Genomic DNA, 18,827 nt, shown 5'->3' with positions numbered 1-18,827 from the left:
CGTCACACGCGCGAAACACGCTCACGCGGCGTCGACGACGTCGAGGCGGTAGCCCCGCTTGATCACGGTGCGCACGAGCCCGGGGGCGTCGAGCGACTCGCGCAGCCGCGCGATCGCCATCTCGACCGCGTGCGTGCTGTCGCCGGAGCGCGGGAGCACGGCGTGCAGGCGGTGGCGCGTGACGACGCCGCCGGATGCGTCGAACAGGGCCGCCATGATCCCGGTGGCGCTGGGGGAGAGCGGGATGTGCCGGCCGTCGAGCACCACGCCCGCGCTGCGCAGCTCGAGCGTGCCGGCGGTGGTCGGCAGCGACGCGCCGGAGCCTCCGCTGTAGTGGGTGACCACCGCCCGTACGAGCGAGCCGAGCCTGCCGCGCTCGGCGACGAGGGTGTCGGCGCCGGTCGCCAGGAGCGGTCCCGCGGTGATGGGACCCACGGCGGCCAGGAGCAGCCTGCCGCGGAGCGATCGCGCCACGATGTCTTCGAGCGCATCCTCGCGCTCCGCCGCCGCGACCCATTCCGCCGCGCCGGGCGCCGAGGTGAACAGCACCGCGTCGACCTCGCCGCGCGCCGCCGCGAGGACCGACCGCGACACCGCGAGCGGGTCGGGCGGTGGTCCCCAGCGGTACACGGTGAGGCTCACGACGTCGGCGCCGGCATCCGCGAACAGATCGTCCAGCCCGTCCGCCCCGGAGCCGTGGTGCTGCACGGCGATGCGCCGCCCGGCCACGCCCGCCGCGATCAGGTACTCGCCGAGCTCGGCGGATGTCTCGGACTCGGCGACCCAGTCGGCCGTGAAGCCGGCCTGCTGGATGGCGCCGCGCGCCTTCGGCCCGCGCGCGACGATCCGGGCCCGGTCGAGCACCTCGTGGAGATCGTCGACGAGGCCGGCTTCGTCGGCGGCCTCCATCCACCCGCGGAACCCGACGCCGGTCGTCGCGACGACGATGTCCGGCCGGCGCGCGATGAGTTCGCGGGTCGCGGCGAGCAGCGCCTCGTCGTCGATGTGCGGCACGATCGACAGGGCGGGAGCATGACGCACCGCGGCTCCGTGCCGCTGCAGGGCCGCCGCGAGCTCGCTCGAGCGCCGATCGACCGCGATGACGATCGTGCATCCCTCGAGTGCGGAGGACAGGGCAGGCCGCGAGTCGTTCATCCGGCCTGCCGATCCACGGAGGCTCCGGACACGAGCGCGAGGCCGTCCAGCAGGCCCTCGCGGGCGACCTCCCCGATCACGATCACCGCCGGATTGCGCACCCCGGCGATCGCGGCCGCCGTGACCGCCGCGCCGAGGGTCGTGCGTGTCGTCCGCTGGGACGGCGTGTGCCCGCTCTCGACGATCGCGACCGGGCGCTCGGGCTTCGCCCCGGCGCGCAGGGCCGCGGCGATGAGCCGCGGCAGGGCGGACACGCCCATGAGCACGACCGTCGTCACCGCGTCGTCGGCGAGGGCGGCCAGCGTCGACGGGGTGAGCTCCGCCTGCCCGTTCACCACATGGAAGCCCGAGGACAGTCCGCGATGCGTGACCGGGATGCCGGCCGCCTCCGGCACCGCGACGGCGCTCGTGACGCCGGGGACGACCTCGACGGGCACGCCGGCGGCGCGGCACGCCGCCACCTCCTCGCCGCCCCGGCCGAAGACGAACGGATCGCCGCCCTTCAGTCGCACGACCCGCATCCCGTCCCGCGCCCGTGCGACGAGGATCGCGTTGATCTCGTCCTGGGGCACGGGGTGGTGGCCCGGATGCTTGCCGACATCGATGATCTCGACACCGGGGCCGAGGAGCTCGTCGATGTCGGTCGGACCGAGGCGGTCCATGACGACGACGTCGGCGCGCGCCAGCAGCCGCCACGCGCGCACCGTCATCAGATCGAGAGCGCCCGGACCGCCGCCCACGATGTCCACACGTCCGGTGACCGTCATCCGGTGCCTCCCCATTTCACGAGCACTCGATCGCCGTCGACGGCCACGGGCCAGACGGCGAGGGATGCCGCATCCTTGCCCTGCGTGTCCACGCACATCCCCGTGCGGAGGTCGAAGACCTGCTTGTACATCGGCGACGCGACGGTCGGCGCGTCCCCGCGCGTCCCGACGATTCCGCGCGAGATGACGTTCGCGCCGCTGTACGGGTCGAGATTGGACACGGCGTGCACGCGGCCGCCGTGGACGAGGAACAGGGCGATCTGCGTCCCGTCGATGAGGGCGGCCCGGCCGCGCTCGAGCTCGAGGTCGTCCAGGCCGCACACGTCGGTCCAGGTCGTCACACGCTCGGCCACATTGGTCATCGCCGCACCTCCAGAGTCGTGCCGGCGATGAGGACGCGCCCGCTGTCGCGCTCGTCGGCTGTGGCGGGCCGGGCCTGTCCGCGTTCCGCCGTGTAGGCGAGGGACGGGTCAGGGGTCGTCGGCTCGTTGACGAACGACGCGAAGCGCCGCAGCTTGTCCGGGTCGTCGAGCGTCGCCTTCCACTCGTCCTCGTAGCGGTCGAGGTGGGCGGCCATGGCCGCATCCAGATCGGCGCAGATCCCCAGGCTGTCCTCGAGGACCACCGCGCGCAGACCGTCCACGCCGCCCTCGAGCTCCTCGAGCCACGGAGCGGTCCGCTGCAGGCGATCGGCGGTGAAGATGTAGTACATGAGGAAGCGGTCGATGGTCGTCACGAGCTCGTCGTCGCTCAGGCCCTCGGCGAGCAGGACCGCATGCCGAGGCGTGAATCCGCCGTTGCCTCCGACGTAGAGGTTCCAGCCCGCCTCCGTGGCGATGACCCCGACGTCCTTGCCGCGCGCCTCGGCGCACTCCCGCGCGCATCCCGACACGCCGAGCTTGAGCTTGTGGGGGGAGCGCAGCCCCCGGTAGCGCAGCTCGAGCGCGACAGCCATCCCGACCGAGTCCTGCACGCCGTACCGGCACCAGGTCGACCCGACGCACGACTTGACGGTGCGCAGCGACTTGCCGTACGCGTGGCCGGACTCGAAACCCGCATCCACCAGCCGCCGCCAGATGTCGGGCAGCTGTTCGAGCCGCGCGCCGAACATGTCGATGCGCTGGCCGCCCGTGATCTTCGTGTAGAGCCCGAAGTCACGCGCGACCGCGCCGATGACGAGCAGGCCCTCGGGGGTGATCTCCCCGCCGGGGATGCGCGGCACGACCGAGTAGCTGCCGTCCTTCTGCAGGTTCGCCATCACGTGGTCGTTCGTGTCCTGCAGCGTCGCGTTCTCCCCGTCCAGCACGTGCCCGTGGACGAGGGTGGAGAGGATGCTGGCCAGCACGGGCTTGCAGATGTCGCAGCCGCGACCGCGACCGAACCGCTCGATGACGGCGCTGAACGTCGTCAGCCCCGACACGCGAACCGCGTCGAAGAGCTGACGACGGGAGAGATCGAAGTGCTCGCACAGCGCGGTGCTCACGGTGGCGCCCGCCTTCACGAGCTCCGCGCCCACGATCTTCTTGACCGTCACGAGGCACGATCCGCAGGCCGCGCCCGCTTTGGTGCATGCCTTCACGCCCGCCACGTCGGTGCAGCCGTCGTCGTGCACGACGGCCCTGATCGCTCCCGCGCTGACGCTGTTGCACGAGCACACCAGGGCGGCGTCCGGCAGTTCGCCGGTGGGAGCCGCGCCGGCGCCCTCCGGGAGGAGGTAGGCGGCCGGATCGGCCCCGAGGGGCGCCCCGAGAAGGGGCCGCAGCGACCCGTAGGCGGCCGCATCGCCCACGAGGATGCCGCCGAGCAGCGTCTTCGCGTCGTCGGACAGCACGAGCTTCTTGTAGACGCCCGCAACGGGATCGGCGTACACGACGTCGAGTGCGCCCGGCGTCTCGGCGAACGCATCGCCGAAGCTCGCCACGTCGACGCCCGAGAGCTTGAGCTTCGTGGACAGGTCGTAGCCGGGGAAGGATGCGTCGCCGCCGAGGAGCCGCGTCGCCGCGACCTCGGCCATCGCGTACCCGGGGGCGACGAGCCCCACGCACATCCCCGCGTAGTTCGCGACCTCGCCGATGGCCAGGATGCGGGGGTCCGATGTCTGGCATCCCGCATCGATCAGGACGCCGCCGCGCGGGTGCACGTCCAGCTCCGCGGCGCGGGCCAGCTCGTCCCGCGGCCGGACGCCGACGGTGAACACGACCACGTCGGTCGCGGCGTAGTCGCCGTCGCGGAACTCGAGGCCGGCGACCGACCCGCTGCGGTCCGGGTCGAGCCGCGTCGTGACCGAGTCCGTCCGCACGGCGATGCCGCGCGCCTCGATGAGCCGGCGCAGCGCATCCGCGGCCGGCTGATCCAGCTGAGCCGACATCAGTCTGCTCGAGGACTGCACGACGGTGCAGTCGACGCCGAGCCCCTGCAGCGCACCGGCGGCCTCCAGGCCGAGCAGTCCGCCGCCGATGACGGTTCCGACGAGGGGCCGGCCGAGCGCGGCAGACCTGCGCTGCACGAACGCCTCGAGCGCCTCGACGTCGTCGAGCGTGCGGTACACGAAGCATCCGGGCAGACCGTAGCCTTCGACCGCGAGTCGCGAGGGCGACGAGCCGGTGGCGAGCACGAGGATGTCATAGCCGACGCTGATCCCGGCCCTGGTCGTCACGCGGCGCGCACGGCGATCGATGCGTGCGACCGGGTCGCCGCGGAGGAATCCCACGCGCTCGTCATCGAAGAGCCCGCGATCGAGGGTGAGGTCCTCCGGGCCGGCGCCGGCGAAGAACGCCGTGAGTCCGACTCGGTCGTAGGGGTCGCGATCCTCCTCGCCGATCATGGTCACCCGCCACCCCTCGCCGGCGCGACTGAGCAGGCTCTCGACGAACCGATGCGCGACCATGCCGGCGCCCACCACGACGATGCGTGGTCCGTGTGCGGAGGGGCTGCCCATCCCGTCACGGTATTCAAGCGATGTTGCCTGCGTGTCAGCGCCATGTTTCCGGCTCTTGACGTGCTCGTGCCGTGGCATTGTTCCTCCTCGGTGGGCGGTGCTCGTGCAGCGACCGTACGGCGACGGTGTTTCCGGCCCGACGCGGCCCCGATTACCTCGAGGGAACGATTCGTTCACAGCGTCGACGTCACAGTTGTGAGGACCCGACCCGCGCACGCGTGCAGATGGAAGACTGAACTGGTCGTCGGCTGCGGCGCCGGCGGAAGGGGGACGGCGGGATGCGACGCGCGAAGATCGTGGCGACCCTGGGACCGGCGACCACGGACGACGAGACCGTCAACGCCCTCGTGCGTGCGGGGATCGACATCGCCCGCATCAACTTCGCCCACGGCGACTACGACCGGCATCGACGGCTGTACGAGTCGGTGCGCAAGGCCTCGGCCGCCAACGGCCACCCCGTCGGCATCCTGGCGGATCTGTCCGGCGCCAAGATGCGGGTCGGCACCTTCGCCGAGGGCCCGCAGCGCCTCGTCGAGGGCGCCGTGTTCACCATCACCACCGACGACGTGCCGGGCACGCAGGAGCGGGTCAGCACGCGGTTCCCCGCTCTCATCGCGAGTGTCGCACCGGGGGACGAGATCGTGCTGAACGACGGGCGGGTCCGCCTGCGCGTGGGCGACACCGACGAGCGCAGCGTGCGCACGGAGGTGGTCCTCGGCGGACTCGTGCAGGACCACACCGCGATCAACCTCCCCGGCGTCGACGTCGAGGCTCCCGCTCTCACCGAGAAGGACGTCGCCGATCTGCGCTGGGCGCTGCGGCTCGGTGTCGACATGGTCGCACTGTCGTTCGTACGGGGACCGAAGGACGCCCTGCGCGTCCAGGTCGTCATGGCCGAAGAGGGGCGTCAGGTGCCGGTCATCGCCAAGATCGAGCGCCCGGCGGCCGTCGACCAGCTGCAGGACATCATCGACGCCTTCGACGGCGTCATGATCGCCCGCGGCGACCTCGGCGCCGAGCTGCCGCTCGAGTCGGTCCCGATCGTGCAGAAGCGCGCCATCGAGCTCGCCCGGCGCTGGGCCAAGCCCGTGATCGTCGCCACGCAGATGCTCGAGTCGATGCTCGCGAACCCCGTTCCCACGCGGGCCGAGACGAGCGATGTCGCCAACGCCGTCATCGACGGCGCGGATGCCGTCATGCTCTCCGGTGAGACGAGCATCGGGCTGCACCCAGTGCAGACGGTCGAGACGATGGCGCGCATCATCGCGTCGACCGAGGAGCGCGGGCTCGACCGCATCCCGCCGCTCGGCACGCGCCCGCACACGCAGGGCGGTGCTCTCACCCTCGCGGCGCTCGAGATCGCCGAGTTCGTGGATGCCTCGTACCTCTGCGTGTTCACGCACGGCGGCGACTCCGCCCGGCGCCTCTCGCGCCTGCGACACGCCACGCCGATCGTGGCCTTCTCCGATCTCCCCGCGACGCAGGCGCAGCTCGCCCTGGTCTGGGGTGTCGAGCCGCTCCTCATGCCGCGCGCGGAGACGACGGACGATCTCATCCGCGGCCTCGACGAGATGATGCTCGCCGCCGGCCGTGTCGAGAAGGGCGATCGGGTCGTCGTCATCTCCGGAGCGCCACCGGGAGTCTCCGGGTCGACGAACAACGTCCGCGTACATGTGATCGGCGCGCTCGGCGGCGCCTGAAGGGATGACGATGCATACGTGGCCCGGATCCGCCTACCCGCTGGGAGCGACCTTCGACGGGGGTGGCACCAACTTCGGGCTGTTCAGCGAGGGCGCCGAGCGCGTCGAGCTGTGCCTGTTCGGCGCACGCGGCGGCGAGACGCGCGTGCCGCTCGACGAGGTCGATGCCTTCGTCTGGCACACCTACGTCCCGAACATCCAGCCCGGCCAGCGCTACGGCTATCGGGTCCACGGCCCGTACGACCCTGCGCAGGGCCTGCGCTTCAACCCCGCCAAGCTGCTGCTCGACCCGTACGCCAAGGCCGTCGAGGGTCAGATCACGTGGGGGCAGCCGGTGTTCGGGTACACCTTCGGCGACCCCGACTCGCGCAACGATGACGACTCCGCGGCGGACATGATGAAGGGCGTCGTCATCAACCCGTACTTCGACTGGGCCGGCGACCGCCGACCGGCGACGCCGTACGCCGAGACGTTCATCTACGAGGCCCATGTGCGCGGTCTCACCATGCGGCATCCCGCCATCCCCGAGGAGATGCGCGGCACCTACAGCGCCATCGCGCACCCGGCGATCATCGATCACCTGACGAAGATCGGGGTCACCGCGATCGAGCTCATGCCGGTGCACCAGTTCGTCGACGACTCCGTGCTCCAGCAGAAGGGCCTGTCGAACTACTGGGGCTACAACACGATCTCGTTCTTCGCGCCGCACAACCGCTACGCCGCGGCAGGTGACGCCGGCCAGCAGGTGCAGGAGTTCAAGGGGATGGTCCGCGCACTGCACAGCGCGGGGATCGAGGTGATCCTCGATGTCGTGTACAACCACACCGCCGAGGGCAATCACCTCGGGCCGACGCTGTCGATGCGCGGCATCGACAATGCGGCGTACTACAAGCTGGAGGAGGACCGGCGGTTCTACACGGACTACACGGGCACGGGCAACAGCCTCAACGTCCGCAGCCCGCACTCCCTCCAGCTCATCATGGATTCGCTGCGGTACTGGGTGCTCGACATGCACGTCGACGGCTTCCGGTTCGACCTCGCCTCGGCGCTCGCGCGCGAGTTCTACGACGTCGACCGCCTGGCGACCTTCTTCGAACTCGTGCAGCAGGATCCCGTGGTGTCGCAGGTGAAGCTCATCGCCGAGCCGTGGGACGTCGGCCCCGGGGGATACCAGGTCGGCAACTTCCCGCCGCAATGGACCGAGTGGAACGGGAAGTACCGCGACACGGTGCGCGACTTCTGGCGCGGCGAGCCCCAGGCGCTGGGGGAGTTCGCCTCACGGCTGACCGGGTCGAGCGACCTGTACGAGCACTCGGGACGCCGGCCGGTGGCATCCGTCAATTTCGTCACGGCGCACGACGGCTTCACGCTGCGCGACCTCGTCAGCTACGTCTCGAAGCACAACGAGGCCAACGGCGAGGACAACCACGACGGCGCCGACGACAACCGCTCGGAGAACTTCGGTGTCGAGGGGCCGACGGACGACCCTGCCGTGCTCACGGATCGAGCGCGGCAGCAGCGCAACTTCATCGCGACGCTGCTGCTCAGCCAGGGCGTGCCGATGCTGCTGCACGGCGACGAGCTCGGCCGCACCCAGCAGGGCAACAACAACGCGTACGCGCAGGACAACGAGCTCACGTGGGTCGACTGGGAGGCAGCCGACAGACCCCTGCTCGAGTTCACCGCGGCGATGGCGCGCCTGCGGCGCGACCATCCCACCTTCCGCCGTCGCAGGTTCTTCGAGGGGCGACCCGTGCGGCGCGAGGAGGGCGCACCGGTGCAGGACATCGCGTGGCTGCGGCCCGACGGCACCCTGATGCAGCCGGAGGACTGGGACTCCGGATTCGGCCGGGCGATCGGCGTGTTCCTCAACGGGCTCGGCATCCAGGAGCGCGACCGCCGCGGCGAGCCGATCCGCGACCGACATTTCATCATCCTGTTCAACGGCGGCGACGACGGCATCGACTTCCACGTGCCCGAGGTGGAATACAGCCCGAACTGGGAGATCGTGATCGACACCGCCGGTCATCGCGCCGATTCGGCGATCGTCCGCCCGGGCGACGACATCCGGCTCGAGGCGCGGTCGCTCATCCTGCTCTCCGAACACCCGCGCGTCGACGTCGAGCCCGACCACTCGGTGGCCGCCTCGCTCGCGGCTCTGGCCGCGGTCACGACGCCCGTGCACGCCCCCAAGACCGAGGCGCGCACCTGACGCGGGGGGCGACGGTCAGTCGACGCCGAGCCAGGACCGGTCGGTGAGGACGATGGGGCCGTCGTCGGTGATCGCGACGGTGTGCTCGGAGTGCGCCCCGCGGGAGCCGTCCACGCTCCGCAGCGTCCAGCCGTCGGGGTCGGTGACGAGCTCGTCGGTCGTCGCGAGCAGCCATGGCTCGAGCGCGAGCACGAGACCCGCCCGCAGCGGGTAGCCGCGCCCGGCCTTGCCGTCGTTGGGCACGTGCGGGTCGCCGTGCATGACCCGGCCGACGCCGTGGCCGCCGAAGTCGGTGTTGATCTCGTAGCCCTCGCCGTGCGACACGGCGGCGATGGCGGCGGACAGGTCTCCGATCCGATGGCCCACCGTGGCGGCGGCGATCGCCGCGGCGAGCGCCCGCTGCGTCGTGTCGATGAGGCGCAGGTCTTCGTCGCGTGGCGTGCCGACGATGAACGAGACGGCGGAGTCGGCGACCCAGCCGTCCACCGACGCCGCGAAGTCGAGCGAGACGAGGTCGCCGTCGCGCAGCGTGTAGTCGTGGGGGAGTCCGTGCAGCACCGCGTCGTTGATGGAGGTGCAGATGACTTTGCCGAACGGGCTGGCGCCGAAGGACGGGTGGTAGTCGATGTAGCAGGACTCCGCGCCGGCGCGGCGGATGAGATCGTGCGCGCGGCGGTCGATCGCGAGCAGATTGGTGCCCACCTTCGTCTCGTCGCGCAGGGTGGCGAGCGTCTCGGCCACGAAGCGGCCCGCGGGTCGCATCTGCTCGATCTCGGCGGGGGTGCGCAGCTCGATCATCGGTTTCCTTCCGTTCTGTCTTCATTCTCGCGGATGCGATGCCCCCTCGCTGTGAGGATGCCCCGCGCCGCGCTGCACCGGGTCCGCGCAGGACCGGTCCGGCGTACCATCTAAGGCATGTGGCTGCGGCGTGCGTTCTTCGGGTGGCTGATCCCCGCCGCCTTCCTGCTGCCGCTGTGGCTGCTCGTCGGCTGGGGCGTCTTCAATGCGGGCGGGTGGGCCTTCCTCTGGGTGCTGTTCCTCGCGATCCCGTCGGTGCTGATCGGCGAGCTCGTCCTCACGCTCCTCGTGCGTGCGCGGGGCACGGTGCGGGCGCAGCGCGCGATCTCGTGGTGGGACGTCCTGGGATTCACGGTCTGGCATTGCCTGACGATCGCCCTCGGCTTCTACAACCCCGCATGGTGGGCGCCGGTGTTCGTCCTCACGATCGCCGTCTTCGTCGGACTCTTCTGGCTCGTCCTCTGGGAGCTCTGGCGCGAGGCCCGGCCCGCGGGCATCGTCCAGTACACCCGCGCCGGCGTGGGCTTCATCGCCGCCGAGCGGCCCTCGACGACGGCGGACGACCTGCGGGCGGAGCCCGACATCATCGTCATCACCGAGGGCAAGAAGCCGACGGCTCCGTAGCGTTTTTGCCGTGCGCGGCATCCATGGCAGAATGGATGCTTGTGCCCTGAAAGGTTCTGCCTCAGGGGAATACAGCCGCCAGGCGAAGCCGGCGGCGCCGGGCACACGAATCCTTTCCCATACGAATCTCGCAGCCGACCTGTGGCGGGTGCAGGAAGTGATCGATCATGCAGATCCTCGACGCCGTCGACGCGGCTTCGCTCCGCTCGGACATCCCCGACTTCGCCCCCGGCGACACCGTCAAGGTGCACGTCAACATCACCGAGGGCAACCGCTCCCGCATCCAGGTCTTCCAGGGCGTCGTCATCGGCCGCTCCGGCGACGGTGTGCGCGAGACCTTCACGGTCCGCAAGATCAGCTTCCAGGTGGGCGTCGAGCGTACCTTCCCGGTGCACAGCCCGGTGATCGACCACATCGAGCTCGTGACGCGCGGTGACGTCCGTCGCGCGAAGCTCTACTACCTGCGCAGCCTCCGCGGCAAGAAGGCCAAGATCAAGGAGAAGCGCGACCACTCCTGAGTCGGTCTCCACGAACGCCCCGGCACAGCCGGGGCGTTCGTCGTTCCTAGCCGCTTCACAGCCGGATGGGGGCCGGCGCGGTGCGTCGCGCGCCGATGGATGTGGGACGCTTGAGAGGCTGGCTGCGCGACCGCCGCCGCATGCACGAAGGATGCCATGACGACCGAGAACTCGGCTGAGTCCGCCGCGACGCCCGCACCGGCGAGCCGCTCGTCTTCCGCTGCGGTGCGCAAGCGCGGCTGGGTCTCGCTCCTGCGCGACATCGTCGTCATCGTCGCGGTCGCGATCCTCGTCTCGCTGGTCGTCAAGACGTTCCTCGTCCGCTCGTTCTACATCCCGTCGGCGTCGATGGAGGACACCCTCCAGATCCAGGACCGCATCCTCGTCGATGAGATCACGCCGCACGTGGGCGGCTACCAGCGCGGAGACGTCGTCGTGTTCCGCGATCCGGGCGGCTGGCTTCCGCCGTCGACCGCACCGGCCCGTCCGTTCATCGTGGAGGCGGGGGACTGGCTGCTCTCGCTCGTCGGGCTCTCCGCCCCCGACAGCGACGACCACCTCATCAAGCGCGTCATCGGCGTGGCCGGCGACCACGTCGTCTGCTGCAACGCGCTCGGTCAGATCACCGTGAACGGGACGCCGCTCGACGAGTCCGTCTACGTCAAGCTGTCGCCGGGCGAGACCGTGCCGCGGCCGGTCCCGTTCGATGTCGTGGTGCCGAAGGACTCCCTGTGGGTGCTCGGCGACAACCGCGACCGCTCCCAGGACTCCCGATATCACCTCGACCAGCCCGGCAAGGGGTTCGTCCCCGTGGACAACGTCGTCGGCCGCGCCTTCGTCATAACGTGGCCGTTCGACAGATTCGGCCTCATCGACTTCCATCACGAGGTCTTCGCGTCCGTCCCGTCCCCGAGTGCGAGCCCGAGGCCGTCCCCCTAAGCTGGCCTCGACATGATGACCGTCGTCGAGCCCCGCCTCACCGTCGAGCGGCGCCTGCTGCGCGAGCACGCGCTCGTGATCGCGTGCGACGAGGTCGGTCGCGGCGCGCTGGCCGGTCCTGTCGCGGTCGGCGCGACGGCGGTGGATGCGGCGCGCGCCCGCAAGCGGGTGCCCCCGGGCCTGCGGGATTCGAAGCTCGTGCCCGAGATGCGCAGGCCCGAGGTCGCCGCGCGCGCGGCCGCCTGGGTCGGCGCGAGCGCCGTCGGCTGGGCCAGCGCCGCCGAGATCGACCAGGTCGGCATCATGCGGGCCCTCGGCAACGCGGCGATCCGGGCCCTCGCCGAGCTGCGCGCACAGGGCGTCGTCCCCGAGGACGCCGTCGTGCTCCTGGACGGCAACTACGACTACATCACCCCGGCCGGCGCGACCGGTCTCACCGTGCACTCGATCGTCAAGGCCGACCGCGACTGCGCGAGCGCGGCGGCGGCATCCGTCATTGCCAAGGTGGCGCGCGACGATCACATGCGCGAGCTGCATGTCCACGTGCCCGTCTACGGCTGGGACCGCAACAAGGGGTACGCCAGCGTCGACCACCGCGAGGCGATCCGCGTGCACGGGCTCAGCGACCACCACCGGGCATCCTGGGCGATCGCGGATGCGCCCACGCTGTTCTGAGCGCGGGCGCTCGTGCGGAGCGTCGCGCGCGTTCGCGTCGCCGTAGGATGGACAGACCATGGACGAGGATTTCGACGACTACGACCGTGAACTCGAGCTGGCGCTCTACAAGGAGTACCGGGACGTCGTCTCGCAGTTCCAGTACGTGATCGAGACCGAGCGCCGGTTCTACCTGGCGAACGAGGTCAATGTCGTCCGCCGCGATACGGAGCACGACTTCTACTTCGAGATCTCCATGACCGACGTGTGGGTGTGGGACATCTACCGCGCCGACCGGTTCGTGAAGTCCGTGCGGGTGCTGACGTTCAAGGACGTCAACGTCGAGGAGCTGTCGCGCCGTGACTTCCACCTGCCTGAAGAGCTCTCGCTCGACAGCTGACGTCTCCTCCCCGTCCCGGGGTCGCCGCCGGTTGCTGACATCCGATTCGGCGCGCGGGTCCGACCCGTCGCCGACCGGCCAGCATGGCCGTCATGGCAGCGAAGGACGACCTGGGGCGCGCGGGCGAGGACCGCGCAGCCGCGCATCTCGAAGCGACGGGCTACCGCATCCTCGACCGCAACTGGCGCACCCGTGGCGGTGAGATCGACATCGTCGCCGAGCGCGGCGGGGCGATCGCCGTCGTGGAGGTGAAGACCCGCCGGGGCGACCTGTTCGGCGATCCGCTCGAGGCTGTCGACGCGCGCAAGCGCGCCCGGCTGTGGCGGCTCGCCATGGCGTGGCGGCAGGCGCATCCCGAATCGGCGGGCGAGCTTCGCCTCGATGCGATCGCGATCACCGGTCCCGATCCGGCGTCTGCCGCCCTCGTGCACCTCGAGGATCTGTGGTGAGCGTCGCGCGCACCTGGTCGGTCGCTCTGACCGGAATCGACGGCGCGATCGTCGAGGTCGAGGCCGACCTGACCAAGCAGACGCCCGACTTCCGGCTGATCGGCCTTCCCGACAAGGCGCTCGGAGAGGCGGTGCAGCGCGTGCGCAACGCCTGCGACAACAGCGAGCTCCCGCTCCCGCGCCGTCGGCTGACCGTGAACCTCTCGCCGGCGAGCCTGCCCAAGCAGGGGTCGGGCTTCGACCTCGCCATCGCGATCGCATCGCTGGCGACGGAGGGGATCATGGATGCCGCCTCCGTCGCCGCGACGGTCCACCTGGGCGAGCTCGGCCTCGACGGGCGCCTGCGCCCGGTGCCCGGCGTGCTCCCTGCCGTTCTGGCGGCCGCGCGGGCGGGATTCGACAGGGTCGTGGTGCCGGAGTCCAACCGGCGCGAGGCCGAGCTCGTGGACGGCATCCGCGTGATCGGCGCCGGGTCGCTCGCCGAGGCCGCCCGCTTCCACGGTGCGAGCGTCGAGGTGCCGGAGGTCGAGCCCGTAGCGCTGGGCGCGGCTCCGGTTCCGGTCGCGGAGAGCGAATCGCTCGACCTGGCCGACGTGATCGGGCAGCCCGAGGCCGTCGAAGCACTGCAGGTGGCGGCCGCCGGCGGACACCACATCATGATGAGCGGACCGCCGGGCGCGGGCAAGACGATGCTGGCTCGGCGCCTGCCCGGCATCCTCCCTCCCCTCGAAGACGAAGCGGCCCTGGCCGTCGCCTCCGTCCGGTCGCTGTCCGGCGATCCCGTGACCGACCTCTCCCGCACCCCGCCGTTCGAAGCTCCGCACCACACGGCCAGCGTCGCCGCTCTCGTCGGCGGCGGATCGAAGATCATCCGGCCGGGCGCCATCGCGCGCGCGACGGAAGGCGTCCTGTTCCTCGATGAGGCGGGCGAGTTCGCGAGCAGCGCGCTCGACGCGCTCCGGCAGCCCCTCGAGAACGGGTCGATCGTCATCCATCGCTCCGGGCTCAGCGCCGAGTTCCCGGCTCGCTTCCAGCTGGTGCTCGCCACCAACCCGTGTCCGTGCGGCGACTACGGCGTGCGCGGCGGCAGCTGCACGTGCGCGCCCTTCGCCATCCGTCGTTACCACAGCAGGCTCTCCGGACCACTGCTCGACCGCGTCGACATCGAGCTCGCGATGACCCGCGTGTCCGTCGCGCACACGGCGCGCGGCTCCTCCGGTGTCACGACGGCGACGGCCCGCGATCGGGTGAGCGAAGCCCGGGCGCGGACGGCTTCCCTGCTGCGTGACACGCCGTGGCGCCTGAACGCCCACGTCTCCGGCACGTGGCTGCGGCAGGGGCCGTACGCGCCGCCGCCCGCGGTGCGGCGCCCCCTCGACAACGCCCTGGCCCGCGGTTCTCTCACGCTGCGCGGCTACGACCGCGTCCTGCGCCTCGCCTGGAGCGCCGCTGCGCTCGACGGCCGCGACCGACTCGCGATCGACGACATCGGCCGCGCCCTGTTCCTCAAGAAGGGAATCCGCACATGACCCGTCCCACCTTCTCCTCCTCTCGCGCTCGCTCGCTCGTCGCGCCGCTCGTCGCTGCGGGTTCCCGTGATCACGAGGAGGTCTACGCGGCCGCCCTGTGGAGCGCGATCGCCGAAGCGGGGGACCGCGTCGCCGGATCGCTCGTCGCAGCGCTCGGCGCGGTGTCGGCCCTGCAGCTGGTGCTCGCCGGCGACGACGGCCGCGAGGCCGCGGGGGTGAGGGAGAGGGACTGGCACGACGCCGTGAAGCGCTGGCGTCCGCGGCTCGTCCAGGAGGAGCTCGACGCGCCGTTCGAGATCGCCCGCCGGAATGCGGTCGGCCTCGTCGCCCCCGGCGATCCGTGGTGGCCCCGGGGCCTCGACGATCTCGGCGACAACGCTCCGGCGTGCCTCTGGATCCGCGGCGAGCGCGAAGCGCTGACCCGGCTGCACCCCGCGGTCGCGCTGGTGGGCGCCCGCGCCGCGACGGCGTACGGGGAGCACGTGGCGCGAGAGCTCGCATCCGAGCTCGCGGGCCGCGGCGTCGCGGTGGTGTCCGGGGCGGCCTACGGCATCGACGGGGCCGCCCATCGGGCCGCGCTCGATGCAGGTGGCGTGACCGCCGCCTTCCTCGCCGGCGGGGTCGAGCGACCGTACCCGGCGGGTCACTTCGAGCTCCTGGAGCGCATCGCGCGATCCGGAGTCGTGGTCAGCGAGGTTCCCTGCGGCGGGGCTCCGACGAAGTGGCGCTTCCTGGCACGGAATCGTCTCATCGCGGCGGTCTCCGATGCCACCGTGGTCGTCGAGGCGGGGTGGCGCAGTGGCGCGCTGAACACGGTGAACCACGCCACCGATCTGTGCCGGGCGGTCGGGGCGGTCCCGGGTCCTGTCACGAGCCCCGCTTCCGCGGGGTGTCACCGCCTGCTTCGCGACTCCGACAGGGATGTGCGATGCATCACCGGGGCGGGCGACGTCCTCGAGCTGCTCGAGGGCGACGGGCTATTCCTGATGCCGTCCCCGGACGGCTCGGGCCAGACCCCCTCCGCCGGGGATCGGCGGCCGCGGACGGACGACAGGACTCGCGTCGGCGACGCGCTGAGCTTGCGCAATGGTCGCACGGTGGACGAGATCGCGCGGCGCAGCGGCATGGCGGTAGACGACGTCACGCTGCATCTCGGCCTCATGCGCCTGGACGGGGAAGCCGAGGCGGATGCCGCCGGCTGGCGGAGGCTCGTCCCGAGCGGTTGAGCGATGCGTGGTCCGCTCGGCCGCCGCGGCGACGGCACGGTGCTCGACGGAGGGCCTCATCAGGCCGGGGAATCGCCGCGCGCCCCGCCGCGCACCCGGCGGGCGGGTCGCAGGATGGACCCATGGAGCTCATGGCCGCCGTCGACCGCTACACGGCGTATCTCGCCGACGTGCGGCGCCTGTCGCCCGCGACCGTTCGGGCGTATCGATCCGACCTCGCGGGCCTGGCCGCGGCGACAGCGGGGGTTCCGCTGGAGGACATCGACCTCGAGCACCTGCGGTCCTGGCTCTGGGAGCGCGCGAAGCACGGCGACGCGCGCTCGTCCATCGCGCGCCGCGCTGCGGCCGCACGGGGTTTCTTCGGCTGGGCCCTCGAACAGGAGCTCCTGGCATCCGATCCCTCTCTCCGACTCGTCGCACCGAAGCGCAGCCGGCCGCTGCCCAAGGTCGCCACGACCGAGGGAGTCGGCGCCGCACTCGACGCGCTCGCCCGCACGGCGCAGGACGGGGATGCGGTCGCCCTGCGCGATCACGCGATCCTCGAGCTGCTGTATGCCACGGGAGTGCGCGTCTCGGAGCTCTGCGGTCTCGATATCGACGACCTCGACCGCGGGCGCGCCACGGCGCGGGTGCTCGGCAAGGGTTCGAAGGAAAGGGTCGTGCCGTACGGGATGCCGGCAGCCCAGGCGCTCGACGCGTATCTCGCGCGAGGGCGACCGACGCTCGCCGCCCGCGTCGAGGGCGACGTGCGGCGCACGGACGGGCGAGCGCTGTTCCTCGGAGCGCGCGGCCGCCGCATGTCACCGCGGGCCGTCTACGACCTCGTCACGCGCGTGATCGGTCCCGTCGTCGGATCGGCCGCCGTCGGTCCGCACCTGCTGCGCCACTCGGCGGCCACCCACCTGCTCGACGGCGGCGCCGACCTCAGGAGCGTGCAGGAACTGCTCGGACACGCGAGCCTCGGCACCACGCAGATCTACACCCACGTCTCGAGCGAGCGGCTTGCCGCCGCCTACAAGCTCGCGCATCCGCGGGCCTGACGGCGCCACTACTCGCAGCAAGGCAGCAGGATCGCCCTCGGCACGCCTCCCAGCAGCAGCAGGGGATTGATGTACTCGCCGTTCAGCCGCACTCCGAAGTGGATCGCCGCCGCGGGCGCATGCCCGCCCAGCGAGATCTCACCGACCTCTTCGCCGCCGCTCACGGCGTCCCCCGGGTGGAGCTCCGACGTGATCGGCTCGAGGGTGGTGACGAGCCCGCCGCCGTGGTCGATCGTCAGGATCCCTCGCCCCGCGATCATGCCGGAGAACGCCACGACGCCGTCCGCCGGGCTCCGGACGTGTGCGTCGCCGCCCCGCGGCTCGAGGTCGACACCGCGGTGACCGGGACCGTACGCCTGCGCGGGCGCGGCGTAGGGCGTTGCGATCCGCGCACCGTGTACAGGCCAGAGCCATCCGTGCGCCGTGGGACCGCCGGACGGCGCCCGCGCTGCCATCGCGGCCGACGATGCCGCCGCACCGCCGGGAACGGCGACCAGTCCGATCGTGACGACGGCGAGGACGAGGCCTCGGACGAGCGGTGTCATCACGCGATCCTCCTCGTCGCCGGCCGGGGACGGATCCGTCCGCTCGCGAGCGGTGGATGCGGAGCACGCGACCAGGGAAGTGGAGAGAATCATGCCCGCCACCCTCGACTGATACACTTGTCGTGCATCCCGCTCGTCGGGGTGACTCCGCGTGCCCAGAGTCCGAGCGGAACCCGCATCGGACGGCATCCACTCCCCACGGTCCCCAGCATTGCTGCGGGTGGGAGTGCGCCGGGCGCCAGGCGTGGCGATCGCCGATCGTCGCGAAGAACCGAACAGGGCGCCGCGAGGCGCCGGAACAGGAGAACGGCCATGGCCGTCGTCACCATTCGCCAGCTGCTCGACAGCGGCGTCCACTTCGGACACCAGACCCGCCGGTGGAACCCGAAGGTCAAGCGCTTCATCCTCACGGAGCGCAGCGGCATCCACATCATCGACCTCCAGCAGTCGCTGGCCTACATCGACAAGGCCTACGAGTTCGTCAAGGAGACGGTCGCCCACGGTGGCACCATCCTCTTCGTCGGCACGAAGAAGCAGGCGCAGGAGGTGCTCGCGGAGCAGGCGACCCGCGTGGGCCAGCCGTACGTCAACCAGCGCTGGCTCGGTGGTCTGCTCACCAACTTCAGCACGGTCAGCAAGCGCCTCGCGCGCATGAAGGAGCTCGAGGAGCTCGACTTCGAAGACCCGGCTGCGAGCGGCTTCACCAAGAAGGAGCTCCTGCTCAAGCGTCGTGAGCTCGACAAGCTGCACAAGTCGCTCGGCGGCATCCGCAACCTGCAGAAGACCCCCTCGGCACTGTGGGTCGTCGACGCCAAGCGCGAGCACCTCGCCATCGACGAGGCCAAGAAGCTCGGCATCCCCGTGATCGGCATCCTCGACACGAACGCCGACCCGGACGAGTTCCAGTACCCGATCCCCGGCAACGACGACGCGATCCGCTCCGTCTCGCTGCTGACCCGCATCATCGCCGACGCCGCCGCCGAGGGCCTCATCCAGCGCCACCAGCCGGCCACCGACGAGACCCAGGCCGAGCCGCTGGCCGAGTGGGAGCGCGAGCTGCTGGAGCAGGGCGCCGCTGCCGCCGAGGCCGACGCCGTCGAGCTCGCCACCGAGGCCGTCGTGGCCGAAGAGGTCGCCGAGGAGCTGGCCGCCGAGGCCATCGCCGCCGCCGAGGCGGGCGACGAGGAGGCCGCCGAGGAGCTGGCCGTCGAGGCGGTCGTGGCGGAGGAGATCGCCGAGGAGCTCGCTGCCGAGGCCATCGCCGACGAGATCGTCGCCGAGGAGCTCGCCGCCGAGGCCGAGAGCACCGAGGCCTGATCGAACCCCTCAACCC

General features: G+C 71.4%; 18 protein-coding genes. 12 read left to right on the top strand and 6 right to left on the bottom strand.

Annotated elements, in window-relative coordinates:
• Nucleotides 1-21 precede the first annotated feature (21 nt).
• Genes SM116_RS10550 through nirB form a run of 4 tightly spaced genes read right to left on the bottom strand, consistent with a single transcriptional unit; the run spans nucleotide 22 to nucleotide 4,860 of the window.
• Nucleotides 22-1,155 carry a uroporphyrinogen-III synthase gene (locus tag SM116_RS10550; RefSeq protein WP_320940944.1) on the bottom strand — a complete coding sequence of 378 codons (1,134 nt, stop codon included), beginning with the start codon at nucleotides 1,153-1,155 and terminating at the stop codon, nucleotides 22-24.
• Nucleotides 1,152-1,922, bottom strand: coding sequence for a uroporphyrinogen-III C-methyltransferase (gene cobA, locus SM116_RS10545; RefSeq protein WP_320940943.1), 771 nt, complete (start codon nucleotides 1,920-1,922; stop codon nucleotides 1,152-1,154). Before cobA ends, SM116_RS10550 begins: the two co-directional genes overlap by 4 nt.
• A complete protein-coding gene (gene nirD / locus SM116_RS10540) occupies nucleotides 1,919-2,284 on the bottom strand; it encodes a nitrite reductase small subunit NirD (protein WP_320940942.1) in 366 nt (121 codons plus the stop codon). The genes cobA and nirD overlap by 4 nt, the downstream gene beginning before the upstream one ends.
• On the bottom strand, nucleotides 2,281-4,860 hold the full coding sequence (gene nirB / locus SM116_RS10535; protein ID WP_320940941.1) for a nitrite reductase large subunit NirB: 2,580 nt from the start codon (nucleotides 4,858-4,860) through the stop codon (nucleotides 2,281-2,283). Before nirB ends, nirD begins: the two co-directional genes overlap by 4 nt.
• A 278-nt stretch (nucleotides 4,861-5,138) precedes the next feature.
• On the opposite strand from nirB, the gene pyk reads away from it, so the two are divergent.
• Together pyk and glgX are read left to right on the top strand one after the other, a co-directional pair.
• On the top strand, nucleotides 5,139-6,560 hold the full coding sequence (gene pyk / locus SM116_RS10530) for a pyruvate kinase (RefSeq protein ID WP_320940940.1): 1,422 nt from the start codon (nucleotides 5,139-5,141) through the stop codon (nucleotides 6,558-6,560).
• Between the two features lie 10 nt (nucleotides 6,561-6,570).
• Complete coding sequence (gene glgX / locus SM116_RS10525) at nucleotides 6,571-8,772, top strand: glycogen debranching protein GlgX (protein WP_320944155.1); 2,202 nt, start codon at nucleotides 6,571-6,573, stop codon at nucleotides 8,770-8,772.
• A 15-nt stretch (nucleotides 8,773-8,787) separates the two neighbouring features.
• On the opposite strand, the gene map is transcribed toward glgX, so the two are convergent.
• Nucleotides 8,788-9,570 carry a type I methionyl aminopeptidase gene (map, locus tag SM116_RS10520; RefSeq protein ID WP_320940939.1) on the bottom strand — a complete coding sequence of 261 codons (783 nt, stop codon included), beginning with the start codon at nucleotides 9,568-9,570 and terminating at the stop codon, nucleotides 8,788-8,790.
• Between the two features lie 117 nt (nucleotides 9,571-9,687).
• Here map and SM116_RS10515 point away from each other — a divergent pair, with 117 nt between their 5' ends.
• The 9 genes from SM116_RS10515 to SM116_RS10475 all read left to right on the top strand — a co-directional run bounded on the left by SM116_RS10515 (nucleotide 9,688) and on the right by SM116_RS10475 (nucleotide 16,949).
• Nucleotides 9,688-10,194, top strand: coding sequence for an MFS transporter permease (locus tag SM116_RS10515; protein ID WP_320940938.1), 507 nt, complete (start codon nucleotides 9,688-9,690; stop codon nucleotides 10,192-10,194).
• A gap of 167 nt (nucleotides 10,195-10,361) precedes the next feature.
• A complete protein-coding gene (gene rplS, locus SM116_RS10510; protein WP_320940937.1) occupies nucleotides 10,362-10,712 on the top strand; it encodes a 50S ribosomal protein L19 in 351 nt (116 codons plus the stop codon).
• A 156-nt stretch (nucleotides 10,713-10,868) separates the two neighbouring features.
• Nucleotides 10,869-11,651 (top strand): signal peptidase I, encoded by a 783-nt coding sequence (gene lepB / locus SM116_RS10505; protein WP_320940936.1) that lies wholly within the window; start codon nucleotides 10,869-10,871, stop codon nucleotides 11,649-11,651.
• A gap of 15 nt (nucleotides 11,652-11,666) precedes the next feature.
• A complete protein-coding gene (rnhB, locus tag SM116_RS10500) occupies nucleotides 11,667-12,326 on the top strand; it encodes a ribonuclease HII (RefSeq protein WP_320944154.1) in 660 nt (219 codons plus the stop codon).
• A 58-nt stretch (nucleotides 12,327-12,384) separates the two neighbouring features.
• Nucleotides 12,385-12,705, top strand: coding sequence for a DUF2469 family protein (locus SM116_RS10495; protein ID WP_320940935.1), 321 nt, complete (start codon nucleotides 12,385-12,387; stop codon nucleotides 12,703-12,705).
• A gap of 92 nt (nucleotides 12,706-12,797) precedes the next feature.
• The gene (locus SM116_RS10490) at nucleotides 12,798-13,154 is read left to right on the top strand and encodes a YraN family protein (RefSeq protein WP_320940934.1); all 357 of its coding nucleotides are present in this window, start codon (nucleotides 12,798-12,800) and stop codon (nucleotides 13,152-13,154) included.
• Entirely contained in the window at nucleotides 13,151-14,683 is a 1,533-nt protein-coding gene (locus SM116_RS10485) for a YifB family Mg chelatase-like AAA ATPase (RefSeq protein ID WP_320940933.1), read from the top strand. Before SM116_RS10490 ends, SM116_RS10485 begins: the two co-directional genes overlap by 4 nt.
• Nucleotides 14,680-15,909, top strand: coding sequence for a DNA-processing protein DprA (gene dprA, locus SM116_RS10480; RefSeq protein WP_320940932.1), 1,230 nt, complete (start codon nucleotides 14,680-14,682; stop codon nucleotides 15,907-15,909). Before SM116_RS10485 ends, dprA begins: the two co-directional genes overlap by 4 nt.
• Before the next feature lie 122 nt (nucleotides 15,910-16,031).
• Nucleotides 16,032-16,949, top strand: coding sequence for a tyrosine recombinase XerC (locus SM116_RS10475; protein WP_320940931.1), 918 nt, complete (start codon nucleotides 16,032-16,034; stop codon nucleotides 16,947-16,949).
• Between the two features lie 8 nt (nucleotides 16,950-16,957).
• Here the strand turns inward: SM116_RS10475 and SM116_RS10470 are convergent, their stop codons facing one another.
• Nucleotides 16,958-17,587, bottom strand: a complete 630-nt coding sequence (locus SM116_RS10470) for a murein hydrolase activator EnvC family protein (RefSeq protein ID WP_320940930.1) — start codon at nucleotides 17,585-17,587, stop codon at nucleotides 16,958-16,960.
• Nucleotides 17,588-17,806: 219 nt separating this feature from the next.
• Here SM116_RS10470 and rpsB point away from each other — a divergent pair, with 219 nt between their 5' ends.
• On the top strand, nucleotides 17,807-18,811 hold the full coding sequence (rpsB, locus tag SM116_RS10465; protein ID WP_320940929.1) for a 30S ribosomal protein S2: 1,005 nt from the start codon (nucleotides 17,807-17,809) through the stop codon (nucleotides 18,809-18,811).
• The last annotated feature ends 16 nt before the right edge of the window (nucleotides 18,812-18,827 follow it).

This window comes from Microbacterium rhizosphaerae (assembly GCF_034120055.1).
Taxonomy (GTDB): domain Bacteria; phylum Actinomycetota; class Actinomycetes; order Actinomycetales; family Microbacteriaceae; genus Microbacterium; species Microbacterium rhizosphaerae.
Note: the sequence above shows the minus strand (reverse complement) of the source record. Positions and strands in the feature narration are given on the sequence as shown.